We start from the raw sequence: 18,577 nt of genomic DNA, 5'->3' as shown, positions 1-18,577 counted from the left end.
TTACGCCCGCGCCTGGTAGCGCGGCAATGAGGTGTCTACGACGCAGGTGTTGTCGACCGGACAGACCGCAACGCATTGCGGCTCATCGAAATAGCCGATGCATTCGCTGCACTTCTTCGGATCAATCACGAACGTTCCGCCCTTCTCCGAAATTGCGACATTCGGGCATTCGGGTTCGCAAGCCGAGCAGCTCGTGCATTGCGAGGCGATGATCTTGAACGGCATCGATATTTTCCTTACGCCGCTGAACTCAGCGCGCCCTGGCGGATCGCCGCATCGCCCCGCTGGGTATGCTGGGTCTCGCCGCTTTGCATCTTGTCGAGATAGGACTTGAACCAGGCAATCGCTGATTTTTCGATGAACTCATGGGCGTATTGGTCGACCGGCTCGATTCCGGCTTTCAACAGATTGCTCTTTGGACAGCCGCCGATCTTGGCCACGAACACCGCATGGCAGTCGTTGATGGCGCGGATGACGCTGGCAAGGCGCCCCTCCTCGCCATAACCCCCCTGGCAATAGTGATCGACGCGGCGATGGCCGACGAATTTGGCACCCGCCATGGAGAGCTCGTACACCTGGAACTCCTTGGCGTGACCGAAATGCTCGTTGATCAGGCCCGAGCCCTTCGTCGCCACCGCAACCATGAGCTTGATGTCGCTCATCTCGCTGGCAAGCTCGGCGACCTCTTCCTGCTTGGCAGCAACCTTGGCAACGCGCTCCTCCTCGACCTTGGCCTGATAGGCCTTGCGCATCTGCAGGTCATATTTGACGTCCATGGCCATAACCTTCTCGCTAGTGAACTCTGCGCTGCGGTCCTCGCCGAGCAGGCCGACAGCGTCGGCGCGGCACTGCCGGCAGTGCCGCATCACGTTCATCTCGCCTTCGCAGGCATCCTGCAGTGCCTTCAATTCCTGCGCGGTCGGTCCCCGTTGTCCGTTGAGGCCGAACACGGTGCCGTGCTCGGGCGCGGAGATCAGCGGCATGATGTTGTGGAGGAACGCGCCGCGCGATTTGACCGCCCTGTTGACCTCGACCAGATGCTGGTCGTTGGTACCCGGGATCATCACCGAATTGATCTTGCACAGGATGCCCCGCTCGGTGAGCATCTCGAGGCCTTGCAGCTGGCGGTCAGTGAGGATCTTTGCGGCTTCGACGCCGGTGTAGCGCTTGTGGTTGTAGAAAATCCAGGGATAGATCTTGGCGCCGATTTCGGGGTCGACCATGTTGATGGTGATGGTGACATGGTCGATCTTGAAGCGCGCGATCGTGTCGACATGGTCGGGCAGCATCAGGCCGTTGGTCGACAGGCACAGCTTGATGTCGGGAGCGGCCTTGGCCACCAGCTCGAAGGTCTTGAACGTCTTTTTCGGATTGGCCAGCGGATCGCCGGGCCCCGCGATGCCGAGCACGGTCATCTGTGGGATGGTGGAGGCGACCGCCAGCACCTTTTTCGCCGCCTGCTCCGGCGTTAGTTTTTCGCTCACCACGCCCGGGCGCGATTCATTGGCGCAATCATATTTGCGATTGCAGTAATTGCACTGGATGTTACAGGCGGGCGCGACTGCAACATGCATGCGGGCGTAGTGATGATGCGCTTCTTCGCTGTAGCAGGGGTGGTTCTTGACCTTGTCCCAGATCTCGGTCGGCAGATCACCCTGGCCGGCTTGCGAGCCGCAGCTCGCCTTGCCGCTGCCGCCGGACGTGCCGCAGCCCTTGTGCTCGGCGATCGCCTGCATGATCTCGCCGATGCCGACGGCGTTCCCTGCCGAGCTTGCTTCGTCCAGCGCTGATACGTCCATCCTTCCATTCTCCCTGCAGGCGGAAACTGAAAATAAGATTAGCAACTCGCGTGCCACGGTTGGAATTGCGAGCAATTTTGATCTAAGCCAAAAAGCGAGCCGCCTGCCGCGGTTTACCGTGGAAGCAAAGGCTTCTGCACGACATTAGAAATGTTTGAAGTGTGACAGGCGTCTCGATCCTGACATAGAGATGAGCGCAGTCATTCCCTGGCGCGAAACGCAAGACACTCGCGTGCGCCGGCAGGCGAGCAATATCGACCCATCGACAGGATCTGTCAGCCGGCGAGCAGGATCTCGATCGCGCGCGGGAGCGGGATCGCAAGCGGCGTCAGGCCCTGTTCGACCAGAAAACGCAGCTCATTCCTGGACAGCACATCCGGCTCCACGATGGCGTAATGAACACCGGCCGAGCGCTTGGTGAGCTGCCGCGCATAGGTTCGCAGCAGCTGATCATTGAATCGGCAGCCGATGAAGAGAAAGCTTCGGCCACTGCGCCGCTCTTTCACCACATCGGGGATCGGCGTCTGAATGTCGATCTCGGTCAGCACCTCGACATAGTCGGCGTCAGAGATCAGGAAGTTCCTGGCAGGCAACACGCCGCCGTGCGGCTTGTAGAGGACCGTGGTCCAGCTCTGTGACGCAGCGCGATCGACCTCTCTGCCCTCCGCATCATAGAAGCGATACCAGCGGTCCTCGCCGATGCCGGCGCGGGTGATGCCCTGCACCTCGCCCCACCCCTGGTGCTTGCCAAGCGCCGCACGCATCGCGCCGTCATACCAGGCATCGACGATGACAGGCAGGGGTAGCGCGGCGAGATGATGATGCAGTGGCGTCGGCTCGACCGGCGCAGCAAAGGCCTGCGCCAGCAATGCCGTCACGGTGGAGCGATGTTTGTTGCTCTCGATGTGCTGCGCCGAGGCCCAGACATTGCCCCTGGCCCGGCGGGGCAGCGCGACCTTGTTGGCGAAAAAGGCAGCCAAGGTCTCCGGCGTCATCGGCGCATCCGGTTTGGACAACTCGGCGAGGCCAGGTCCGAGATAGGGAACAATGCTGCCGGCACGCAGCCTAGTCGCGACGTCAGTGAGAACCGCGTCCGCATCGGCCGCGTTGACAAAATCGATTTGCGCCATCGCCTTCATCGGTCGTCCCCGTGCTCGCCACGCTTCCTGGCATTGATCGTGATCGGCAGCGGCGTGTCACTCGCCATCTCGGGGAGATCGAGCACCCAGCCATTGGCTATTCTGATCCAGCCGCCCCACAGCGCCTCGTGCTCCGATTCGACGATCGGCTCCTCGAGATCTTTTTTCGGCACGTAAATCGACAGGCCCGCCTCCGGAGAGCGGCGAATCATGACTTTCATGAGATCAACTCGTGCATCGGGGCGAATTGCTGGCAGGATTGGGATGCTCTCGTGACATGGCGCGCAGGTGAGCCACGATGCCGGACAGTACGCGGACGACCTGATCGACTTCTTCGACGGTGGTTTCACGCGACAAGGAAAAGCGCACCGCGCCGCGCAGGCTCCTCGCCGGCACGTTCATGGCGCGCAGCACATGCGACGGCTCCATTGAGCTGGAGCTGCAAGCTGATCCGAGCGAAGCGGCAATGCCCGCACGATGGAGATGGTGGACGATTGCTTCGCCTTCGAGATCTTCGAAGGCGATGTTGGCCGTGTTCGGCAGCCGGTTGCTGACGTCGCCGAGCGCCAAGCAGTGGCCGTTGTGCAAAATCGCCTGTTCCAGGCGATCGCGCAACGCACCAATACGAACGCGCTCCGGCTCGAACCGCTCGGCCGCAAGCTCTGCAGCTTTTCCAAGGCCGACGATGCCGGGGATGTTCTCGGTTCCGGCGCGGCGCCATCGTTCCTGTGCCCCGCCCCAGATCAGCGGCCTAAATTTCGTGCCTTGGCGCAAATAGAGCGCGCCGATTCCCTTGGGGCCGTGCAGCTTGTGCGCGGATAGCGACAGCATGTCGATAGCACTGTCCTTCAGGTCGATGGGCATCCTGCCTATGGCCTGCACCGCATCGGCGTGAAACAGCGCACCTGCCGCACGCGCCAACCCGGCCAGAGGCTCCATCGGGAAAATCGTGCCGGTCTCGTTGTTGGCCCACATAACCGACGCAATCGCCGTGCGTGGTCCAAGCGCCCAGCGAAACGCCTCGACGTCGAGCCGTCCGCGCGAATCCACCGGGATCACATGTGCCTTGATGCCCCTTGTCGCCAAGTGCTCGACCAGTGTGAGGATGGCGGAATGCTCGACGGAGGTGGTGACGATCTCGTCGCGCCCTTCCTGGGTTGCAAGCGCAGAAAGGATGGCGGCGTTGTTGGACTCGGTCCCGCCAGAGGTGAAGACGATCTCATAATCGTGGGCGGCTCCCAGCAAGCCCTGCAGGCTGCGGCGCGCCTTCGCCACCGCGCCCGCGACCTCGCTGCCGTAGGCATGGGTGGACGAGGCATTGCCGAACCGCTCCGTGAAGAACGGCAACATGGCTTGCAATACACACGGATCCGTCCGCGTGGTCGCATTGTTGTCGAGATAGATCGGCACAAACGCCTCGTTCAATGCCGCGCATTGGCGGCGCCGGCGACGGGGATCAGGCGAACGAGTTCGCCGAGCCTTTCGACCAGCCGCGCCTGAATGTTTTCTAGCGTCGCGCTTGAAAGCTTGCAGAACACGCAGGCACCAGTCAGCTTGACCATGATCTTGCTGCCGTCCGTCCCGACCAGCTGACAGTCGCCGCCGTCGCGTTGCAGATTGGGCCGAATCTCCTCGATCACGGCGCGAATGAGTTGCTCCCGATCGGTCTCAATGACCGACGGTTGCTTCAGTTGTTCCGGTTCGACCAGCATGCTTTGATTTCTCCTTTTATCTGCTGAAGGATTTACCACAGGAGCAGCTTGAGCTGGCGTTTGGGTTGTCGAAGGTGAAGCCCGTGCCCTCCAGCGCCACCACGAAATCGATCGTCGAGCCGGCGAGGTGCTCATGGCTCATATTGTCGACGAACACCTTGATGCCGTCGCGCTCGATGACGGTGTCGTCGGGTTTTGCCTCGTCGGCGAGGCCCATCTTGTATTTGAATCCGTCGCAGCCGCCGGCCTCGACCATGATGCGCAGGCCGCTCGTCGGCTGCGCCGAAGCCGAGATCGCGCTCTTGAGCGCATTGACTGCGCTATCCGTCAGATTGATCATGGCACCTTTCATTTGCCGAATCGTTTGCATGGGGATTGGCAAGTCGCATGCCAGCGCGCACGAGCTTGACAATGCTCACCTTTTTCGAAATCGCACCTGTTGGCTTTATGACGCACGTCGGGTTGCTGACAAAGGTCTTCGAGGGATCGCGGCGGCTTTGCGTGTTTTCTTTATGGATTCCGCCGATCAAGCGTCACGTACGCGGCGGCAAACATTTTGCATTGCCTCTCGCGCCGCCGGCGTCCGGCGCCTGTCTTGGATCGAGGGATGATTTTTCATGACTGCAATCGAGAACACCGCGCTCAGCCGGTTGGAGAAGGAGGGGCGCCTGCTCAATGCCATATTCAAGGGCGGGACCACCAAGCGGGGTCGGTTCGGCTTTCGCGGCGATATCGCACTGAAATTCCAGGCCCAGGTCGCGGACGAGAAGCGGCCGCCCCACTATTCGATCGAGCAGGTGCTGACGGTCGTGCAGGAAGGCGAAAGCACCATTCCGGTGCTGGCCGGCTATCTGCACTGCTTCGCTTATCTTGCCGATGTTGCAAACGTTCTTGAGGGCGCGCTAAGTCCTGATGGCAGCTACTTCATGTTTTGCAACAACATAGACCTGTTGGCGAAATACCGAATCAAGCTCGATGGTATCACCTTCAACGTGTTGCCGTGCGATGAATCCACCGTTTGGAAGGAGATGATGGAGCTGGTCGGGGTCGACAAGAATGACATCAAGAAGCTCGATGCGCCAGGCAAGCTCGACTACCTGCTCGACGCGGCCAAGGATGTGGATGCGTCCTATGACGAGATCTCTTACGAGGACGGGCTGAAGAGGATGGAGCCCGTGAGAAACCGCAACGAGAACCGGCCGATCTGAGCGCCGGCTTCAGCTTTCGCCGGAGGGATCCTCCTCCTCCACAAGCCGCACGCCGGTCACGCAGATGTCGCCGTCCAGCACCGTCAACGCGACCGGCGTGAGCCTGCTGCCCTTGCATGGGCCGTCGACACAGCGGCCGGTGCTGAGCTCGAAGGTCGAGCCGTGCTTGCTGCACATCAGCCGGATGCCGCGGGGATCGAAAAACTGGTTGCGTTCCCAGTCCAGCTTGACGCCGTTGTGCGGGCATTTGTTGAGGTAGCCAAACACCCGCTTGCCCCAGCGCACCACGACAATGAGCCACGGCCTGTGGCTGCCGTCTTCGTCGACGATCATGAGGTGGAAGCCCATGGCGCGCTGGCTTGGAATATCGTTGAAGCCGCAGATCGCATAGGCGGTATTCGGCTGCGTCCGCTGCTCGTTCATGCCAAACAACTTTCAATTGATCATCCTGCGATCAGCCTTGCAAAAATCGCGCAAAGTACCGATCGCCTCACCTTTCTTGGGAGTCCGGCGCGCGGCGTCGCAAGCGAGACAACAACTAATTGCGACCGGTGGCTGACGACGCCGTTCTCGGTCTTGAAGCGCGCGTCGCCGAACCATGCGAAGGTCTTCCCCATGGGGTCGTCGACGAGGATATTGCGATCAGCGAGGAAGAGGATCCTTGGTTTACGGAAGTCGCCGCGCTTGTTCCATCCGGCGTTCCAAAGCCGCCAGGCAATTTGAAACGCCACCGCGGTCTTGTCGACTCCGGTGCACAAGGTTAGAAGCACGCGGCGCCGTCCGGTCAGAATGGCTTGCAGCGCTTGATTGACGGCGTTCTCCTGATAGTAGCGAAGCGGCTTGCCAGGGTCGGGAAATCCTGGCGTGAGAAGGCGATCCGCCGCGGTATCGTCGGACAGGCCGAGGCCCGCGCGCTGGCGCGCCGTAATTCGGCCGGCGCCGGAAAATCGGCGCGCAGGGTCTCGCTACCCGTGAAGAAGTCGAACTCCACGATATCTGCGCCGTTGTTGGCGAAGGCGAATTTCAACCCCAGAATCTCGGCGTAGTCCCTCGCTTGCTGCTGACCGTTGCCGGCAGACTTGGAGCTGGCTTTCGCTTCTACGACAGCGATCGGATAGTCGGCGCTGAAACGCAGAATATAATCGGCGCGCTTCTGTCGGCCGCGCCTAGCCCGTCCCCCAACAAAGGTCACCCGACCGTCGGTGAAGGTGCACTGTTCGTTGATCGCGGGTGGCGCGTCATCCCATCCCGCGGCCCGCAGCCGCGGCACGACAAATTTTCGACAGGTATCGGCCTCTATTCACACTCCTGCCCCCGGCCTCAGCTTGCGGCGGCTGACTTCGCCCCGGTGTCATTGATACGCGCCTCGAGCTCGCTAATCCCGCCGAGAACATCCTCCAGCGCCAGCGCGTTTCCGAAGATCATCCCGACCATCGCCGCGTAGTCGCACGAAAGCTCGACCGCCATCTGGCGATTTGGCGACAGCGTGAACGATCCGGGAGCCGCGGTAGCGAGATTCAAATCCGGGCAGTTGAAAACCATGCGGGCGTGTCGCACGCAATCAGCGGCAAGAGCGAGATTCCCGAAGGCGACGCGACCAGTATCGGAGTCCAACAACCGGTAGACGTCGTAATAGTGCCGGGAAATCCGCTGCCCTCCGCCGCGCCCCTCGAACTATTGGCGCAGGCCGTGAAGATCACCACCTTGTCCCAGAAGGTGCGTTCAGCATCGACGGTGGTGATGTTGGGCACACTGAGCTCAAGCTCGGCGAGTACGTCGCCGCGATAGGGGCCGGACGATGGCGGGTTGGTTCGGATCAAGCGCAGACTTGGCACCGGACTCGATCTTCACCGCCGGCCTGACGTATCCCTCGTCGGCCGCCGTGACTTTCGGATACCAGATCAGCAGACTTTGCTGATCCGGGTCGTCCGCATCAGACTAGACCCGTCCGGCCGTCGGTTCAGCTTCGTTCGCGCCGATAACCCGAGGTCGCATGCCCCGAAACTGGACCAGCAAAATCATCGATAACTGGTAGTTTCAAGCATACCAGGCTCGGTTTATCTCAGGCGCGAGAACGGAGAACCGCCATGTATGTGCCCCCCGCCTTCAAAAATGACGATCGCGAAAACATCCGAGCGACCATCGGCTCCGCTCGCCTGGCCAATCTGGTCACGGCTACGGCAGAAGGGCCGATCGCCACACCCTTGCCGCTCTTCCTCGATGAGACCGAAGGAAAGCACGGAGTGCTGTATGGGCACTTGGCGAAGACCAATCCACAATGGCGTTCGGCTCCGACCGGCGAAGCTCTCGCGATCTTCGTGGGTCCGGAAGCCTACGTGACACCCTCATGGTAGGCCACCAAGCACGAAACCGGGAAGGTGGTGCCGACATGGAATTACATCGCCGTCCACGCGTACGGGCCGGTCGAGTTCTTGCAGGAGCCCGAACGTGCGATGTGGCAGATACGTCGAGACATCGCTGACCTGTTTTACAGTCGGTTCATTGAACTAGCCCCCGATGCAAGAGACCTGTTCGCAGGCGACATAGAGCGGCAGCGGATCACGCTGATGGACATGATGGCGGCGCTGGTCGGCTCGCTCGACGAGCGTCTGCTGTTCCGATCGCGACCCACGAATTACGCAGTTGTGTGACGAGAGCGAGAAATGGCACCCGTGCCTATTGTCCGCAGAGGTGTCAACGCGGCCTCGCTTTGGGTTTTGCTCACCGCCTGTCCAACTGCGTTACAGGCTGAAGGCGTGGATACTTGCAACGCCATATTGTCAGATGCGCTATTAACAAAGCGGATTGGGACAAACGACCGAAGTTATCAGGCCGCAGAGCATTATTGGGCGTGCAGCGCAAACAGCAGCGAAATTCAGCGCCACTTTCAAATGTCAAAAACCCAGCAGACTGGGGCTAGCGGAGGCGATGGGTACGCGGGTGTCACTATACAAGGCTCTCACAGCACTCTCGGCGCCGATCATAATAGCACCGACGAAATCGATGCCTGGAAACGGCTGAACTGCTCAAGAACCGATCGCCAGCAGAACGAAACGGCAGCAGGTTTTCTTTCCGAGCAGTATCTCGGTCCGGGAGTCGCCGAAGACTGGGCAAAATGTATAGCAAGCCGCGACGGGTTGCAGTGCACCGGCCGTCGTCAAAGAGCTGGAATAAGTCTCATCGTAAGCTATCACAGCTACGAAGTCGCTCTCCCCGTGATAACGGAATTCACGGTTCGCCGCGGCAGGACCTTAGAAAACATCACTCACGACGCGACAGTATTAATTGGGACCCAAACATCTTTTATCAGACGAGATCCGAGCACTGACACAATCATTACCCTGAATGCGGTACGGGGCGGTCGCACTGCTATTTCCTGCCAAGTCTTCCTGCCAAAAGATCAACCGCCGCCCACCCCGCCCCCGCCGGCAAAGCCGAGTCAAGTGCAGTAGAATTCGAAGTTGCTGGACCCGCTACTGTCTTGGTCGGAATGGTGTGGTGGCACCAACGGCACGGAGCGAAGAGCGGTACGGCGTTGAGGTTTAGGAGAGAACGGCAGGCGATCATACTCACCCGGTTGGGGGTGAGCGTGGCTGAGGAAGAAAACGGCATGACCTTTAGGAGCAAAACGGATCTTGGCGAGACAAGATTTAAGCTCTTGTGGTTTCCTGGCAAACGCTAGGCTGGATTAGTTTCTGAGGTTGGCGGCTATTCAGGGCCAAATGAACACTGGGTTCTCATCATTGAGCCTGTAGAGTCATGGACAGTTAAGGCCTGGGAGATGGCGAAGGTAGCGACCGGATTGACTTTAGAGCAAGCAGAGACGGTTCGTTCGCGACAGCGGAATATTGAGGATCGCCGGTATCCGATCCCATAGTGGCGCAGACATTTTGAGCCATCCGAACCGGCATTTTCGCAGAATTCGAATTCCGATACTTGCGCCCGATGAGGGCATGATTCTACCTGGGGACGGGTGACTCGGCGCCAGCAAGCTGGTGGGGATGGTCGGCGCCGAGGGGCTCTATCCCCGAGCGCAGCACATGGAGAGTCCCTCAGCCGAGGCTTCGCCGTCCAACTCCTGCTTGCTTGCGGGGAAAGGCGGACAGAGGCGCTCTCAAGCGGCTTCCGTTGCAGCGGGCTGGTGGGTCTGGCAGTTGGTCGGGCAAACCCGGGCGCAGGCGCCGCAGCCGATACAAGCGCCCTGGTCATTCATCACCATAATCTTCTTCTCGATCTCATCATCTTCGTCATCGTCGAGATCGACAAGATCGCCCTCCTCGTTGATACCCTTCAGCGTCATGACGTCTCGACCGCAGACCTTGAAACAGCGGCCACAGCCGATGCACTTCTTGGCATCAATCGAGATCAGGTAGTCTGGCGTCCAGTCACGGCCGTCGTGCGTTGCAAATGACATGATCGGATACCCTTTAGGCCTTTTCCAGCGCCTTGAGGTCCTCGCGCTTGCGCTCGAGTTCGGCAAAGGCATCGTGCGCCTGCTGCGCCACCGCCATGATCGAGGTCCAGTTGACGGGCAATTCCTCCGAAAGGTCGTGCAGATCCATCTTGGCCTGCGTCGCCTTGACAGACAGCTTTCTTATTTCTGCTTTCAGGTTTTCAAGGTCGCTCATGAGCTACCCTCAATAGTTCGCCACGTCGGGAAATTTTCGGATCATCTTGATGCCGCCTCTGACGCATTTGCCACCCTCCGCTGCGAGCTTTGCGAGATTGTCAAAGCCGAAGCGATGCACATCGCGCAGCTGCTTATTCAGCACGATCAGCCGCCCGCCGATCAGCACCATGCGGCCAAAGCCTTCATGGTGCATCTTCAGCATCGGCTGGATCATCACACCCGTCGCCTTCTCGATCGAGAGCGCGACCGCATTGAAGAACAGCTCCATCCGCCAAACCGTATCCGGATCGGGATCACCGACGATCGGCAGCGCGCGTCGCTTTTCCTTGTCTAGAACATAGGGTTCGAGCAGATCGAGATCGCTCTTGCCGTCCCAGGCGCCATGAATGTCCTGGGCGCGCCAGATCTTGACCAGTTCCCTCACGAATGGCGCATCGAGCGCGCTGTCGGTTTGTACGATGTCCGCGGCCTCAGTCATGTCGTCCTCATTCTTCGAAATCGAGCGTTCGCTCCTGGTCCTTTGCCAGCGCCTTGCGCAGCCAGGGCGGCGGCGTACCCTTCAGCACGCGCTCGAGCTTCTCGACCAGCGCCAGGATGGTCTCGGGCTTATTCACCTTGATGGGATGTATATTGTTCGCCACCACCCGCGCGGCACCGGAGCCGCCGATGGCAGCAACATAGAGGATGGCGCAGTCCTTGATCGCCTCGATCTTGGGCGCGAGCTTGTCCTCGTTGCCGTCTTCCTTGAGATCGCCGTCGAACTGGACCGCCTTCAGAAACACGTGCCCGCCCGGCCCAACATCATAGATGGCGATGTTCTTCGCCCAGCCAAAATGCGCATCGACGCACCTCAAGTCTTGGGTAGCGAATGCGATCTTCATGCAATCGACCTCTCGGTTGCGTCGATGAAGCTGCGGCCGCCGGGCCTTAAGGGCGTCGAGGCCCGCCAGCTATCGGGTGTAGGCTGATGATTTTCGTCGCGGTCGGCGATCACGAGATTGGCGATACTGAAGATCGCATCGCGCGTGCCGCGATAGCCGACGGATAGCTGGTGTCCCGCGCCGATCCGATCGAACATCGGAAATCCCGCGCGATAAAACGGAATCTTCAGCCGCGCCGCCGCTTGGCGGCCATGCGAATGCGTAATCAGCAGATCGCAATCCCTCGTCCTAGCAAGCTCTTCCAGATCCTCGAGATCGCCGATCAGCACCTCCTTGGTCCCTATCCGCTCCAGCACCGGCGACTGCGTGGTCGTCACGGCCGCGGTGACCTGCGCACCCAACTCGTGCAGCATACTGGACAGGTCGAACAAGAGGTCAGGCTCAGCACCGATCGCAAGCTTGCGGCCGCCGATATGAAAATGCGCGTCCAGCATCGCATCGGCCAGCTGCCCGCGCTGGCGGCGATATTTTGCTGGCACAGGGCGGCCGCTGATCTCGCTTAGGAAGGCAATGAATTCATCATTGGGGATGAGGCCGCACAGCCGCTCGAACAGGCGAAACGGCACCCCAGTCTTGGCCTGCATGGCTTCTGCCGCCCGCCGCATCTGCGCACCGATGGCAATGGTCCAGCTGGACTGGCCCATGCTCGCGACTTCGTCAACCCCGATGCCGCCAATGGTCGTCGGCGTAAACTCGTCCGGGATATGCCCGTCCAGCGATCCCGCGAGATCAGGCAGGAAGGATGGCTTCAGGCCGAAATCCTCCAGGATGGTCCGCAGTTCGTCGAGGTCACCCGGCGTCAGGTGACATCCGGGGAGGACATTCACCCGCGCGGGATCACGCTCCGCCTCGAGCGCCGGCGCCTCCACCAGCACCTCGACGATGCGTGCCACCGTCTTTTCCCAGCCGTTCTGGAAGGCGTCCTTGAAATCGGGCGTCGAGACAAAGACTAGAGGAAACTTGGCGAGCTGCGGATGCTGCTCGCGGATCAGCTTGATGTAGGCGTCGACATCATCGCCATTGGTTTCGGTCACCCCGGTCGAGCAGATCCCGATGATCTCCGGCTTGGTGCGATTGTAGATGTTGAGGATGGCCTGCTCGACATTTTCATAACCGCCGAGCACGATCGCCACCTCGCTCATCGCAGTCGTCTGCAGCGGCACCGCCTCCTTGAAATGCCGCACGAACAGCGTGAGCCCGAAGGATGTGCAACCTTGCGAGCCGTGCAGAAGCGGCATCGCCCCACGCAGGCCCATAAAGGCTAATGCGCCGCCGATCGGCTGACTCATCTTCAGCGGGTTGACCGCGCAGGCCTTCTTCGGCGTGGTGACGATGGCCATGATCCCGCCCTATTCCGCGGCCTGCTGCATGGCAGGCGGCGAGGAGACCGGTATGGTCGCTAGGATGTCCTCGATACGCCTCTTGCAGCAGCCACCGAACGCGTTGGTGTGCTGTCTGACTGCCTCGACGCTGGTCAGGCCGTGCGAGCGGATCGCATCCTCGATGGTGCCAAGATCGGCTTCCTTGCAGAAGCAGACCTTTTTCGCGCGCCGGGTCGTCTCCGGATCGCCGGTGATCTCGGCGGCCTGCGCGTCCATCTGCGTGATCGCCTTGGTCTGCCGATTCTTGGCCACCTCGTCCCACGGCACCGGTCGACGCAGCTGCTCCCAGATCGGATTGAACAGCGCCTTGTCGATCTCCTCGACCAGCTTCACCATACCGACATAGCCCATGTAGGCGTGGCAGCGCTCCTGGTTGATGTCGAGCCAGGGCATCGCCGCCTTCAGCGCAACAAACTGCGATTTGCCACCCGAGAGCATGATGTCCGCTTTCGCGTCCTTCAGCATTTTGTATATCTCGCGCGGCGTCATGTCCTCGATCATGTGGGCATCCTGCCCCATCCGCTTCTTGATGCGCTCCTTGTCCTGCTTGGTGGATTTCTTGACGCTGGTGCCGACCAGCTCGAGCCCTGCCTCCTGCAGCGCCGCCACCACGGACCAGGACTTGACGCCGCCGGTGATCAGTAACGCCCTCTTGCCCGCAAAGCGCGGCTTGTACGGCTCGATCGCGGCCCAGGCGCGCGCCTCCTCCCGCGCGATCACGGCCTGGGTGCGCTCGATCAGTTCGGAGGGCGCGCCGCGCTCCACCAACAGCCGGGCTATCTCGCGCAGCGAATCGCTGGAATCCTGGATGCCATAGAACGACCCCTCGAAAAACGGGATGCCGTAACGCTCCTCCATCTTGCGCGCGACATTGATCATCGCCTTCGAACATACCAACATGGCAGCGCGCGCCCGGTGCGAAGAGGCGACTTGGCGATATTTGCCGTCCCCCGAGATGCAGGAGAGGATGCGGAGACCGAGCTCGTCAAGCAGCGGCTTGACCTGCCAAAGCTCGCCGGACAGGTTGTATTCGCCAATCAGGTTGATGTCGTAGGGCGTGGTGTAGTCCGGCTCTTGCGTGCCGATGACATGCTCGAGCAAGGCCTCGCCGGCGAGCTTGTTGCCGAGGTTCTTGGGGCCGACGAAGCCCGGCGAATTTATGGGAATGACCGGCTTGCCGAACTTTTGCGAAGCCGCCTTGCAGACCGCATTTATGTCGTCGCCGATCATGGCGGGGACGCAGGTCTGATAGACGAAGATGGCCGGTGGGTTGTACTTGTTGATGATCTCCTTGATTGCCTTGTAGAGACGCTTCTCGCCCCCAAATACGATGTCGGTTTCGTTCAGGTCAGTGGTGAAGCCGGTGCGCCAGATGCTGGCACCAGACGAAGCCGCACCGCGGTTGTCCCAGGAATTACCCTCACAGGCGATCGGACCGTGCACCAGATGGGCGACGTCGGTAAAAGGCTGCAGCGCGATCTTGGCGCCGTCGAAGGTACAGCCGCCCGCGGTGCCGCCCGGCTGCAGCTGCTTGGTGCAGCCCTTCTTGCGCTCGGCATCCGACTTGTTGGCGTTCTTGGCGCAGCCCGGCTCGTTGAAGATCTCCTGGATCGCGGCCGATAGCGAACTCATCCGTCTTTCCTCTCAACCGAGTTTGCGCGCGAAGATCAGCCCATCGTGCGCTTAGGCCATCGCCGATGTTTACCGGCGATGGCGCGCCTCGCTCGTCATCAACGAATGATGTCGAAGCTATAGTCGGTCCTGCCGGCAACGTTGGTCTTCTTGTCGATCTCGTCAAAGATCTTGTCGAGAATCTTCACCAGCACGTTCATGCCGCCCTGATACCCCCACACCGGAGAGCGGTGATGGTGATGCCGATCGAAGATCGGGAAGCCGATGCGGATCAGCGGCGTACCGGTGTCGCGTTCCAGATACTTGCCATAGGTGTTGCCAATCAGGAAGTCGACCGGCTCGCTGAACAAGAGCGAGCGCATATGCCAGAGGTCTCGCCCGGGATAGGCATGGCAGTTCTGCCCAAACGGCGAGCTCGCAAACAATGTCTGCATTTTCGCCTCCCAGGCCTTGTTGCCGTTCGTGGACAGCACATGGATCGGCTCGGCGCCCCCTTCGAGCAGGAAGGCAGCCAAGCCATAGCAGAGGTCTGGATCGCCATAGATCGCGAATTTCTTGCCGTGGATGTGCGCGCTGGAGTCAGCCATCGCGTCGACCAAGCGGCCGCGCTCTCGCGCCAGTTCCTCCGGGATATCCATACCAGTGATGCGCGACAGCGCCATGAGGAACTCATCCGTTGCGGACACGCCGACCGGATAATTGAACGCCACGACCTCCTGGCCATGGTCGGCGATGAACGGCAGCGTCTTTTCAGTGCACCACTGCTGCATGGAGATCGTCGCCCTAGCGTGAACCGCGTTCGCGGCGTCTTCCAGCGTGGTGCCGCCGTCATACATCCGGAACTCGCCGTCGGTCGGTGTATCGAACACGTCAGAATTGTCGGCAAGAATGGTGTACTGGATGCCCATCAATTCAAAGATGCGCTTGATCTCGCGGATATTACCGACGGTGTAGCCGTCAAAGCCGCCGATGAAATTGACCTTCTCGTTGGGCGCGCGCTCGCGCTTCGGCGCTGTTCCGGCCTTGCCGTCCCAGAAATGCTCCAGGATGCCCTTGAGCGCATTATCGTAGCCGGTGACGTGGCTGCCTACGAAGGCTGGCGTGTGCGCGAACGGCACATCGAAATCCGCCGGAACCGAGCCTTTTTCCTTGGAGGTTTTGATGAAGGCGTTGAGGTCGTCTCCGATCACCTCCGCCATACAGGTGGTGGAGACCGCGATCATCTTGGGATTGTACATATTGTAGCTGTTGGCGAGCCCATCGATCATGTTGTTCAGCCCGCCAAATACAGCAGCATCCTCCGTCATCGACGAGGAGACGCAGGAGCTTGGCTCCTTGAAATGCCGCGACAGATGGCTGCGGTAATAGGCCACGCAGCCCTGGGAGCCGTGCACGAAGGGCAGCGTGCCCTCGAAGCCAACGGAGGCGAACACCGCGCCCAGCGGCTGGCAGGCCTTGGCTGGGTTTACCGTCAGCGCTTCCCGCGCAAAATTCTTGTCGCGATATTCGGGCGTCTTCGCCCATTCCCTGATGCGTTCGACCTCCGCGGGATCGCGGGGATTCTCGAACATCTTCTTGTTGGCCAGCATCTGCTGGTATTCCGGACCGCGGAACAGCTCGATGTGATCGAGCACGTGTTCTGCACTCTGCGCCATTGGTGGGATCCTTTCGAAAATCGTGATCAATGTCGGCTCCGGCACTCAGCGGAGCGCCGGGCCATTTACGTTATTCGGCAGCCAACAGCTTCGCCTTGGGGATGTCCTTCCATGGCGCCTTGGTCTTCTTCCAGATCGGTGAGTTGATGGCCATGTCCATGTCGCGCGCGAAGATCGCAAATCCGTCATAGCCATGATACGGACCCGAATAGTCCCAGGAGTGCATTTGCCGGAACGGCACGCCCATCTTCTGGAAGACATATTTTTCCTTGATGCCCGAGCCGACCAGGTCAGGCTGGATCTTCTCGACGAAGCGTTCGAACTCGTAGCCGGTGACGTCGTCGTAGATGAGCGTGCCATCCTTGACGTAGTGCTGGGCGGTGCGCTGGTAGTCGTCATTGTGGCCGAACTCGTAGCCGGTGCCGACGACCTCCATGCCGAGGTCCTCGTAGGCGCCGATCACGTGGCGCGGACGCAGTCCGCCAACGAACAGCATCACGCTCTTGCCTTCCAGGCGTGGGCGATATTTAGCGATCACCGCGTCCACCAGCGGCTGATATTTTGCAATTACTCGCTCGGCACCCTCCTTGATCTTGTCGTCAAAATAGCCGGCGATCTTGCGCAGCGACTCCACGATCTTGGAGGGCCCGAAGAAGTTGTATTCGCACCACGGAATGCCAAACTTCTCCTCCATGTGGCGCGAGATGTAGTTCATCGAGCGGTAGCAATGCAGCACGTTAAGCTTCGCCTTCGGCGTTGTCTCGAGCTCGGCTAGGGAACCGTCGCCGGACCACTGCGCGATCACGCGCAGGCCCATTTCCTCCAGCAGGATTCGGGATGACCAGGCGTCGCCGCCGATATTGTAGTCGCCAATGATCGCGACATCGTAGGGGGTCGACTCGAACGTCGGCTTGCTCTCCGGCGTGGCCTTGTCGAACACCCAATCGCGTACCGCGTCGTTGGCAATATGGTGGCCGAGCGACTGTGACACGCCGCGGAAGCCCTCGCAGCGGACCGGCACGATGGTCTTGCCGTCATATTCCTTCGACTTCGCCTTGGAGACCGCCTCGATGTCGTCGCCGATTAAGCCGATCGGGCATTCCGACTGGATGGTGATGCCGTTGTTGAGCGGGAACAGCTCCTGGATCTCGTCAATGATTTTGGCGAGCTTCTTATCGCCGCCGAACACGATATCCTTTTCCTGGAAGTCGGAGGTGAACTGCAAAGTCACGAAACTATCGATGCCTGTCGTGCCGACGTAGTAATTACGCCGCGAGCCCCACGAGTACTGTCCACAGCCGACCGGACCGTGGCTGATATGGATCATGTCCTTGATTGGTCCCCAGACCACACCCTTGGAGCCCGCGTAGGCGCAACCGCGGATCGTCATCACGCCGGGGATGGATTTGAGGTTGGACTTGACTCCGCAGTCCGACTTGCCGACCTCGTGAACATTGAGGTGCTTGGCGCGCCGTTTCGCGGTCTTCTCCGGATAGACCTTCAGCACCTCCTGAATCAGCTCTTTGTTGCGGGCTTTGATTTCTGCAATGCTCTGGGTCGTGGCGAGACTCATGCTGATATCCTTCAAAGGCTTCCTGTTACGATGGCGGGTCTCGGCCAAGAGTTTGCAACGACCGTGCCAGCCGCGGCGTGAGCGCAAAAATCGGCGCAGTTGGAAGTAGATAGCCACGTTCGCGCGGGTAACCGGATTGTTGTTGCAAACCCGACATCGAGCGTGTCCACAGACGTGCTCGTTTGATCCTGTTTGAAACAAAACAAGGGCGGGCGCGCGTGATATTGCACCGCGGATTTTCACAACAAAGCCGCGAGAATATTGCGATACTTGGCGGGCCCGCGGCCGGACGCCGCACGTAACGAGGCGACCAGCTACAACGCTGCGTCAGCCAGTCTGGCTCACCATCGTCGCGAAGCCCAGCCGGTGCTCACCTCATCGGCGATGGTGGTGCGCACATTGTGCGTGGCCTCGTCGCCATCCTGATTCCAATGCTATTGGGCCGACCAGCCAGAGAGATCGTCGCGGCCGACCCGCAGGTGTTGTTCGCGTGCCCGAGCATCTCAAGCCATAGCGGCCCGAACGATCTCCGCTCCATGGTCCTTCTCATGCGCGCCGACGCCCAGGCCGCCCTAGTGTTGTGACTCTAACGCTTGTTTCGCGCGGGCGACTTTTTCGAGGATTTCACCCGCGGATTTGGTCCAGATAAAGGGCTTTGGGGCGGCGTTGTGGTTTTCCAGGTATTCCATGATCGCACGCTTGAGCTCGGCGACGCTCTCGAAGGCGCCGCGGCGGATGCGGTTTCGGGTGATCTCGGCAAAGAAGCGCTCGACCATGTTGAGCCAAGAGGCCGAGGTCGGCGTGAAGTGCAAATGGAAGCGTGGGTGTGCCTTGAGCCAACGCTTTACGGCTGGTGTCTTATGGGTGGCATAGTTGTCAACGACCAGATGGAGATCGAGGCCAGGC

Annotated in this window: 23 protein-coding genes and 2 pseudogenes; 5 read left to right on the top strand and 20 right to left on the bottom strand. The window is 60.3% G+C overall.

Going from position 1 to position 18,577, the window contains the following annotated elements:
• The 7 genes from J6497_RS29890 to J6497_RS29860 all read right to left on the bottom strand — a co-directional run bounded on the left by J6497_RS29890 (position 1) and on the right by J6497_RS29860 (position 4,990).
• The gene (locus J6497_RS29890) at positions 1-225 is read right to left on the bottom strand and encodes a 4Fe-4S binding protein (RefSeq protein ID WP_225707832.1); all 225 of its coding nucleotides are present in this window, start codon (positions 223-225) and stop codon (positions 1-3) included.
• Between the two features lie 11 nt (positions 226-236).
• A complete protein-coding gene (gene nifB, locus J6497_RS29885) occupies positions 237-1,736 on the bottom strand; it encodes a nitrogenase cofactor biosynthesis protein NifB (RefSeq protein ID WP_376708292.1) in 1,500 nt (499 codons plus the stop codon).
• A 338-nt stretch (positions 1,737-2,074) separates the two neighbouring features.
• Positions 2,075-2,938 (bottom strand): SIR2 family NAD-dependent protein deacylase, encoded by an 864-nt coding sequence (locus tag J6497_RS29880; RefSeq protein ID WP_225707830.1) that lies wholly within the window; start codon positions 2,936-2,938, stop codon positions 2,075-2,077.
• The gene (gene nifT, locus J6497_RS29875; protein WP_225707829.1) at positions 2,935-3,159 is read right to left on the bottom strand and encodes a putative nitrogen fixation protein NifT; all 225 of its coding nucleotides are present in this window, start codon (positions 3,157-3,159) and stop codon (positions 2,935-2,937) included. The genes J6497_RS29880 and nifT overlap by 4 nt, the downstream gene beginning before the upstream one ends.
• Positions 3,160-3,163: 4 nt before the next feature.
• A complete protein-coding gene (gene nifS, locus J6497_RS29870; RefSeq protein ID WP_225707828.1) occupies positions 3,164-4,363 on the bottom strand; it encodes a cysteine desulfurase NifS in 1,200 nt (399 codons plus the stop codon).
• Positions 4,360-4,650, bottom strand: coding sequence for a NifU family protein (locus J6497_RS29865; RefSeq protein WP_225707827.1), 291 nt, complete (start codon positions 4,648-4,650; stop codon positions 4,360-4,362). Before J6497_RS29865 ends, nifS begins: the two co-directional genes overlap by 4 nt.
• Positions 4,651-4,666: 16 nt before the next feature.
• Positions 4,667-4,990: a HesB/IscA family protein gene (locus tag J6497_RS29860; RefSeq protein WP_225707826.1), complete on the bottom strand. Its 324-nt coding sequence runs from the start codon at positions 4,988-4,990 to the stop codon at positions 4,667-4,669.
• A gap of 71 nt (positions 4,991-5,061) precedes the next feature.
• Between J6497_RS29860 and J6497_RS29855 the strand changes: the two genes are divergently transcribed.
• The gene (locus tag J6497_RS29855) at positions 5,062-5,271 is read left to right on the top strand and encodes a hypothetical protein (RefSeq protein ID WP_225707825.1); all 210 of its coding nucleotides are present in this window, start codon (positions 5,062-5,064) and stop codon (positions 5,269-5,271) included.
• Positions 5,268-5,858 carry a hypothetical protein gene (locus tag J6497_RS29850; RefSeq protein ID WP_225707824.1) on the top strand — a complete coding sequence of 197 codons (591 nt, stop codon included), beginning with the start codon at positions 5,268-5,270 and terminating at the stop codon, positions 5,856-5,858. Before J6497_RS29855 ends, J6497_RS29850 begins: the two co-directional genes overlap by 4 nt.
• Before the next feature lie 9 nt (positions 5,859-5,867).
• Here J6497_RS29850 and J6497_RS29845 read toward each other — a convergent pair whose 3' ends face one another.
• From J6497_RS29845 to J6497_RS29825, 4 genes and pseudogenes are all read right to left on the bottom strand, one after another.
• Entirely contained in the window at positions 5,868-6,281 is a 414-nt protein-coding gene (locus tag J6497_RS29845; protein ID WP_225707823.1) for a Rieske (2Fe-2S) protein, read from the bottom strand.
• Between the two features lie 131 nt (positions 6,282-6,412).
• Positions 6,413-7,158: pseudogene (locus J6497_RS29835) on the bottom strand (DEAD/DEAH box helicase family protein); the annotation flags it as partial.
• 20 nt (positions 7,159-7,178) lie between these two features.
• On the bottom strand, positions 7,179-7,325 hold the full coding sequence (locus J6497_RS42155) for a hypothetical protein (RefSeq protein WP_376708290.1): 147 nt from the start codon (positions 7,323-7,325) through the stop codon (positions 7,179-7,181).
• 50 nt (positions 7,326-7,375) lie between these two features.
• The gene (locus tag J6497_RS29825) at positions 7,376-7,693 is read right to left on the bottom strand and encodes a hypothetical protein (RefSeq protein ID WP_225707881.1); all 318 of its coding nucleotides are present in this window, start codon (positions 7,691-7,693) and stop codon (positions 7,376-7,378) included.
• 252 nt (positions 7,694-7,945) lie between these two features.
• Here J6497_RS29825 and J6497_RS29820 point away from each other — a divergent pair.
• Positions 7,946-8,329: pseudogene (locus tag J6497_RS29820) on the top strand (FMN-binding negative transcriptional regulator); the annotation flags it as partial.
• A gap of 192 nt (positions 8,330-8,521) precedes the next feature.
• The gene (locus J6497_RS29815) at positions 8,522-9,310 is read left to right on the top strand and encodes a hypothetical protein (RefSeq protein ID WP_225707820.1); all 789 of its coding nucleotides are present in this window, start codon (positions 8,522-8,524) and stop codon (positions 9,308-9,310) included.
• Positions 9,311-9,972: 662 nt separating this feature from the next.
• On the opposite strand, the gene fdxB is transcribed toward J6497_RS29815, so the two are convergent.
• The 8 genes from fdxB to nifD form a co-directional block, all read right to left on the bottom strand.
• The gene (fdxB, locus tag J6497_RS29810) at positions 9,973-10,272 is read right to left on the bottom strand and encodes a ferredoxin III, nif-specific (protein WP_225707819.1); all 300 of its coding nucleotides are present in this window, start codon (positions 10,270-10,272) and stop codon (positions 9,973-9,975) included.
• Positions 10,273-10,285: 13 nt separating this feature from the next.
• Positions 10,286-10,486, bottom strand: a complete 201-nt coding sequence (locus J6497_RS29805) for a CCE_0567 family metalloprotein (protein WP_225707818.1) — start codon at positions 10,484-10,486, stop codon at positions 10,286-10,288.
• Between the two features lie 9 nt (positions 10,487-10,495).
• The gene (locus J6497_RS29800) at positions 10,496-10,966 is read right to left on the bottom strand and encodes a NifX-associated nitrogen fixation protein (protein WP_225707817.1); all 471 of its coding nucleotides are present in this window, start codon (positions 10,964-10,966) and stop codon (positions 10,496-10,498) included.
• Between the two features lie 7 nt (positions 10,967-10,973).
• The gene (gene nifX / locus J6497_RS29795; protein WP_225707816.1) at positions 10,974-11,369 is read right to left on the bottom strand and encodes a nitrogen fixation protein NifX; all 396 of its coding nucleotides are present in this window, start codon (positions 11,367-11,369) and stop codon (positions 10,974-10,976) included.
• The gene (gene nifN, locus J6497_RS29790; RefSeq protein WP_225707815.1) at positions 11,366-12,769 is read right to left on the bottom strand and encodes a nitrogenase iron-molybdenum cofactor biosynthesis protein NifN; all 1,404 of its coding nucleotides are present in this window, start codon (positions 12,767-12,769) and stop codon (positions 11,366-11,368) included. The genes nifX and nifN overlap by 4 nt, the downstream gene beginning before the upstream one ends.
• A gap of 9 nt (positions 12,770-12,778) precedes the next feature.
• Positions 12,779-14,443: a nitrogenase iron-molybdenum cofactor biosynthesis protein NifE gene (gene nifE, locus J6497_RS29785; RefSeq protein WP_225707814.1), complete on the bottom strand. Its 1,665-nt coding sequence runs from the start codon at positions 14,441-14,443 to the stop codon at positions 12,779-12,781.
• Between the two features lie 98 nt (positions 14,444-14,541).
• Positions 14,542-16,098 carry a nitrogenase molybdenum-iron protein subunit beta gene (gene nifK, locus J6497_RS29780; protein WP_225707813.1) on the bottom strand — a complete coding sequence of 519 codons (1,557 nt, stop codon included), beginning with the start codon at positions 16,096-16,098 and terminating at the stop codon, positions 14,542-14,544.
• 70 nt (positions 16,099-16,168) lie between these two features.
• On the bottom strand, positions 16,169-17,671 hold the full coding sequence (gene nifD / locus J6497_RS29775; protein WP_225707812.1) for a nitrogenase molybdenum-iron protein alpha chain: 1,503 nt from the start codon (positions 17,669-17,671) through the stop codon (positions 16,169-16,171).
• A 377-nt stretch (positions 17,672-18,048) separates the two neighbouring features.
• Between nifD and J6497_RS29770 the strand changes: the two genes are divergently transcribed.
• A complete protein-coding gene (locus tag J6497_RS29770; protein WP_225707877.1) occupies positions 18,049-18,255 on the top strand; it encodes a SufE family protein in 207 nt (68 codons plus the stop codon).
• On the opposite strand, the gene J6497_RS29765 is transcribed toward J6497_RS29770, so the two are convergent.
• Positions 18,244-18,577: transposase (locus J6497_RS29765; RefSeq protein WP_225707811.1), on the bottom strand; the 334-nt coding region annotated here is incomplete at its 5' end. The genes J6497_RS29770 and J6497_RS29765 overlap by 12 nt on opposite strands.

The organism is Bradyrhizobium cenepequi (assembly GCF_020329485.1).
In the GTDB taxonomy this organism is placed as follows: domain Bacteria; phylum Pseudomonadota; class Alphaproteobacteria; order Rhizobiales; family Xanthobacteraceae; genus Bradyrhizobium; species Bradyrhizobium cenepequi.
Note: the sequence above shows the minus strand (reverse complement) of the source record. Positions and strands in the feature narration are given on the sequence as shown.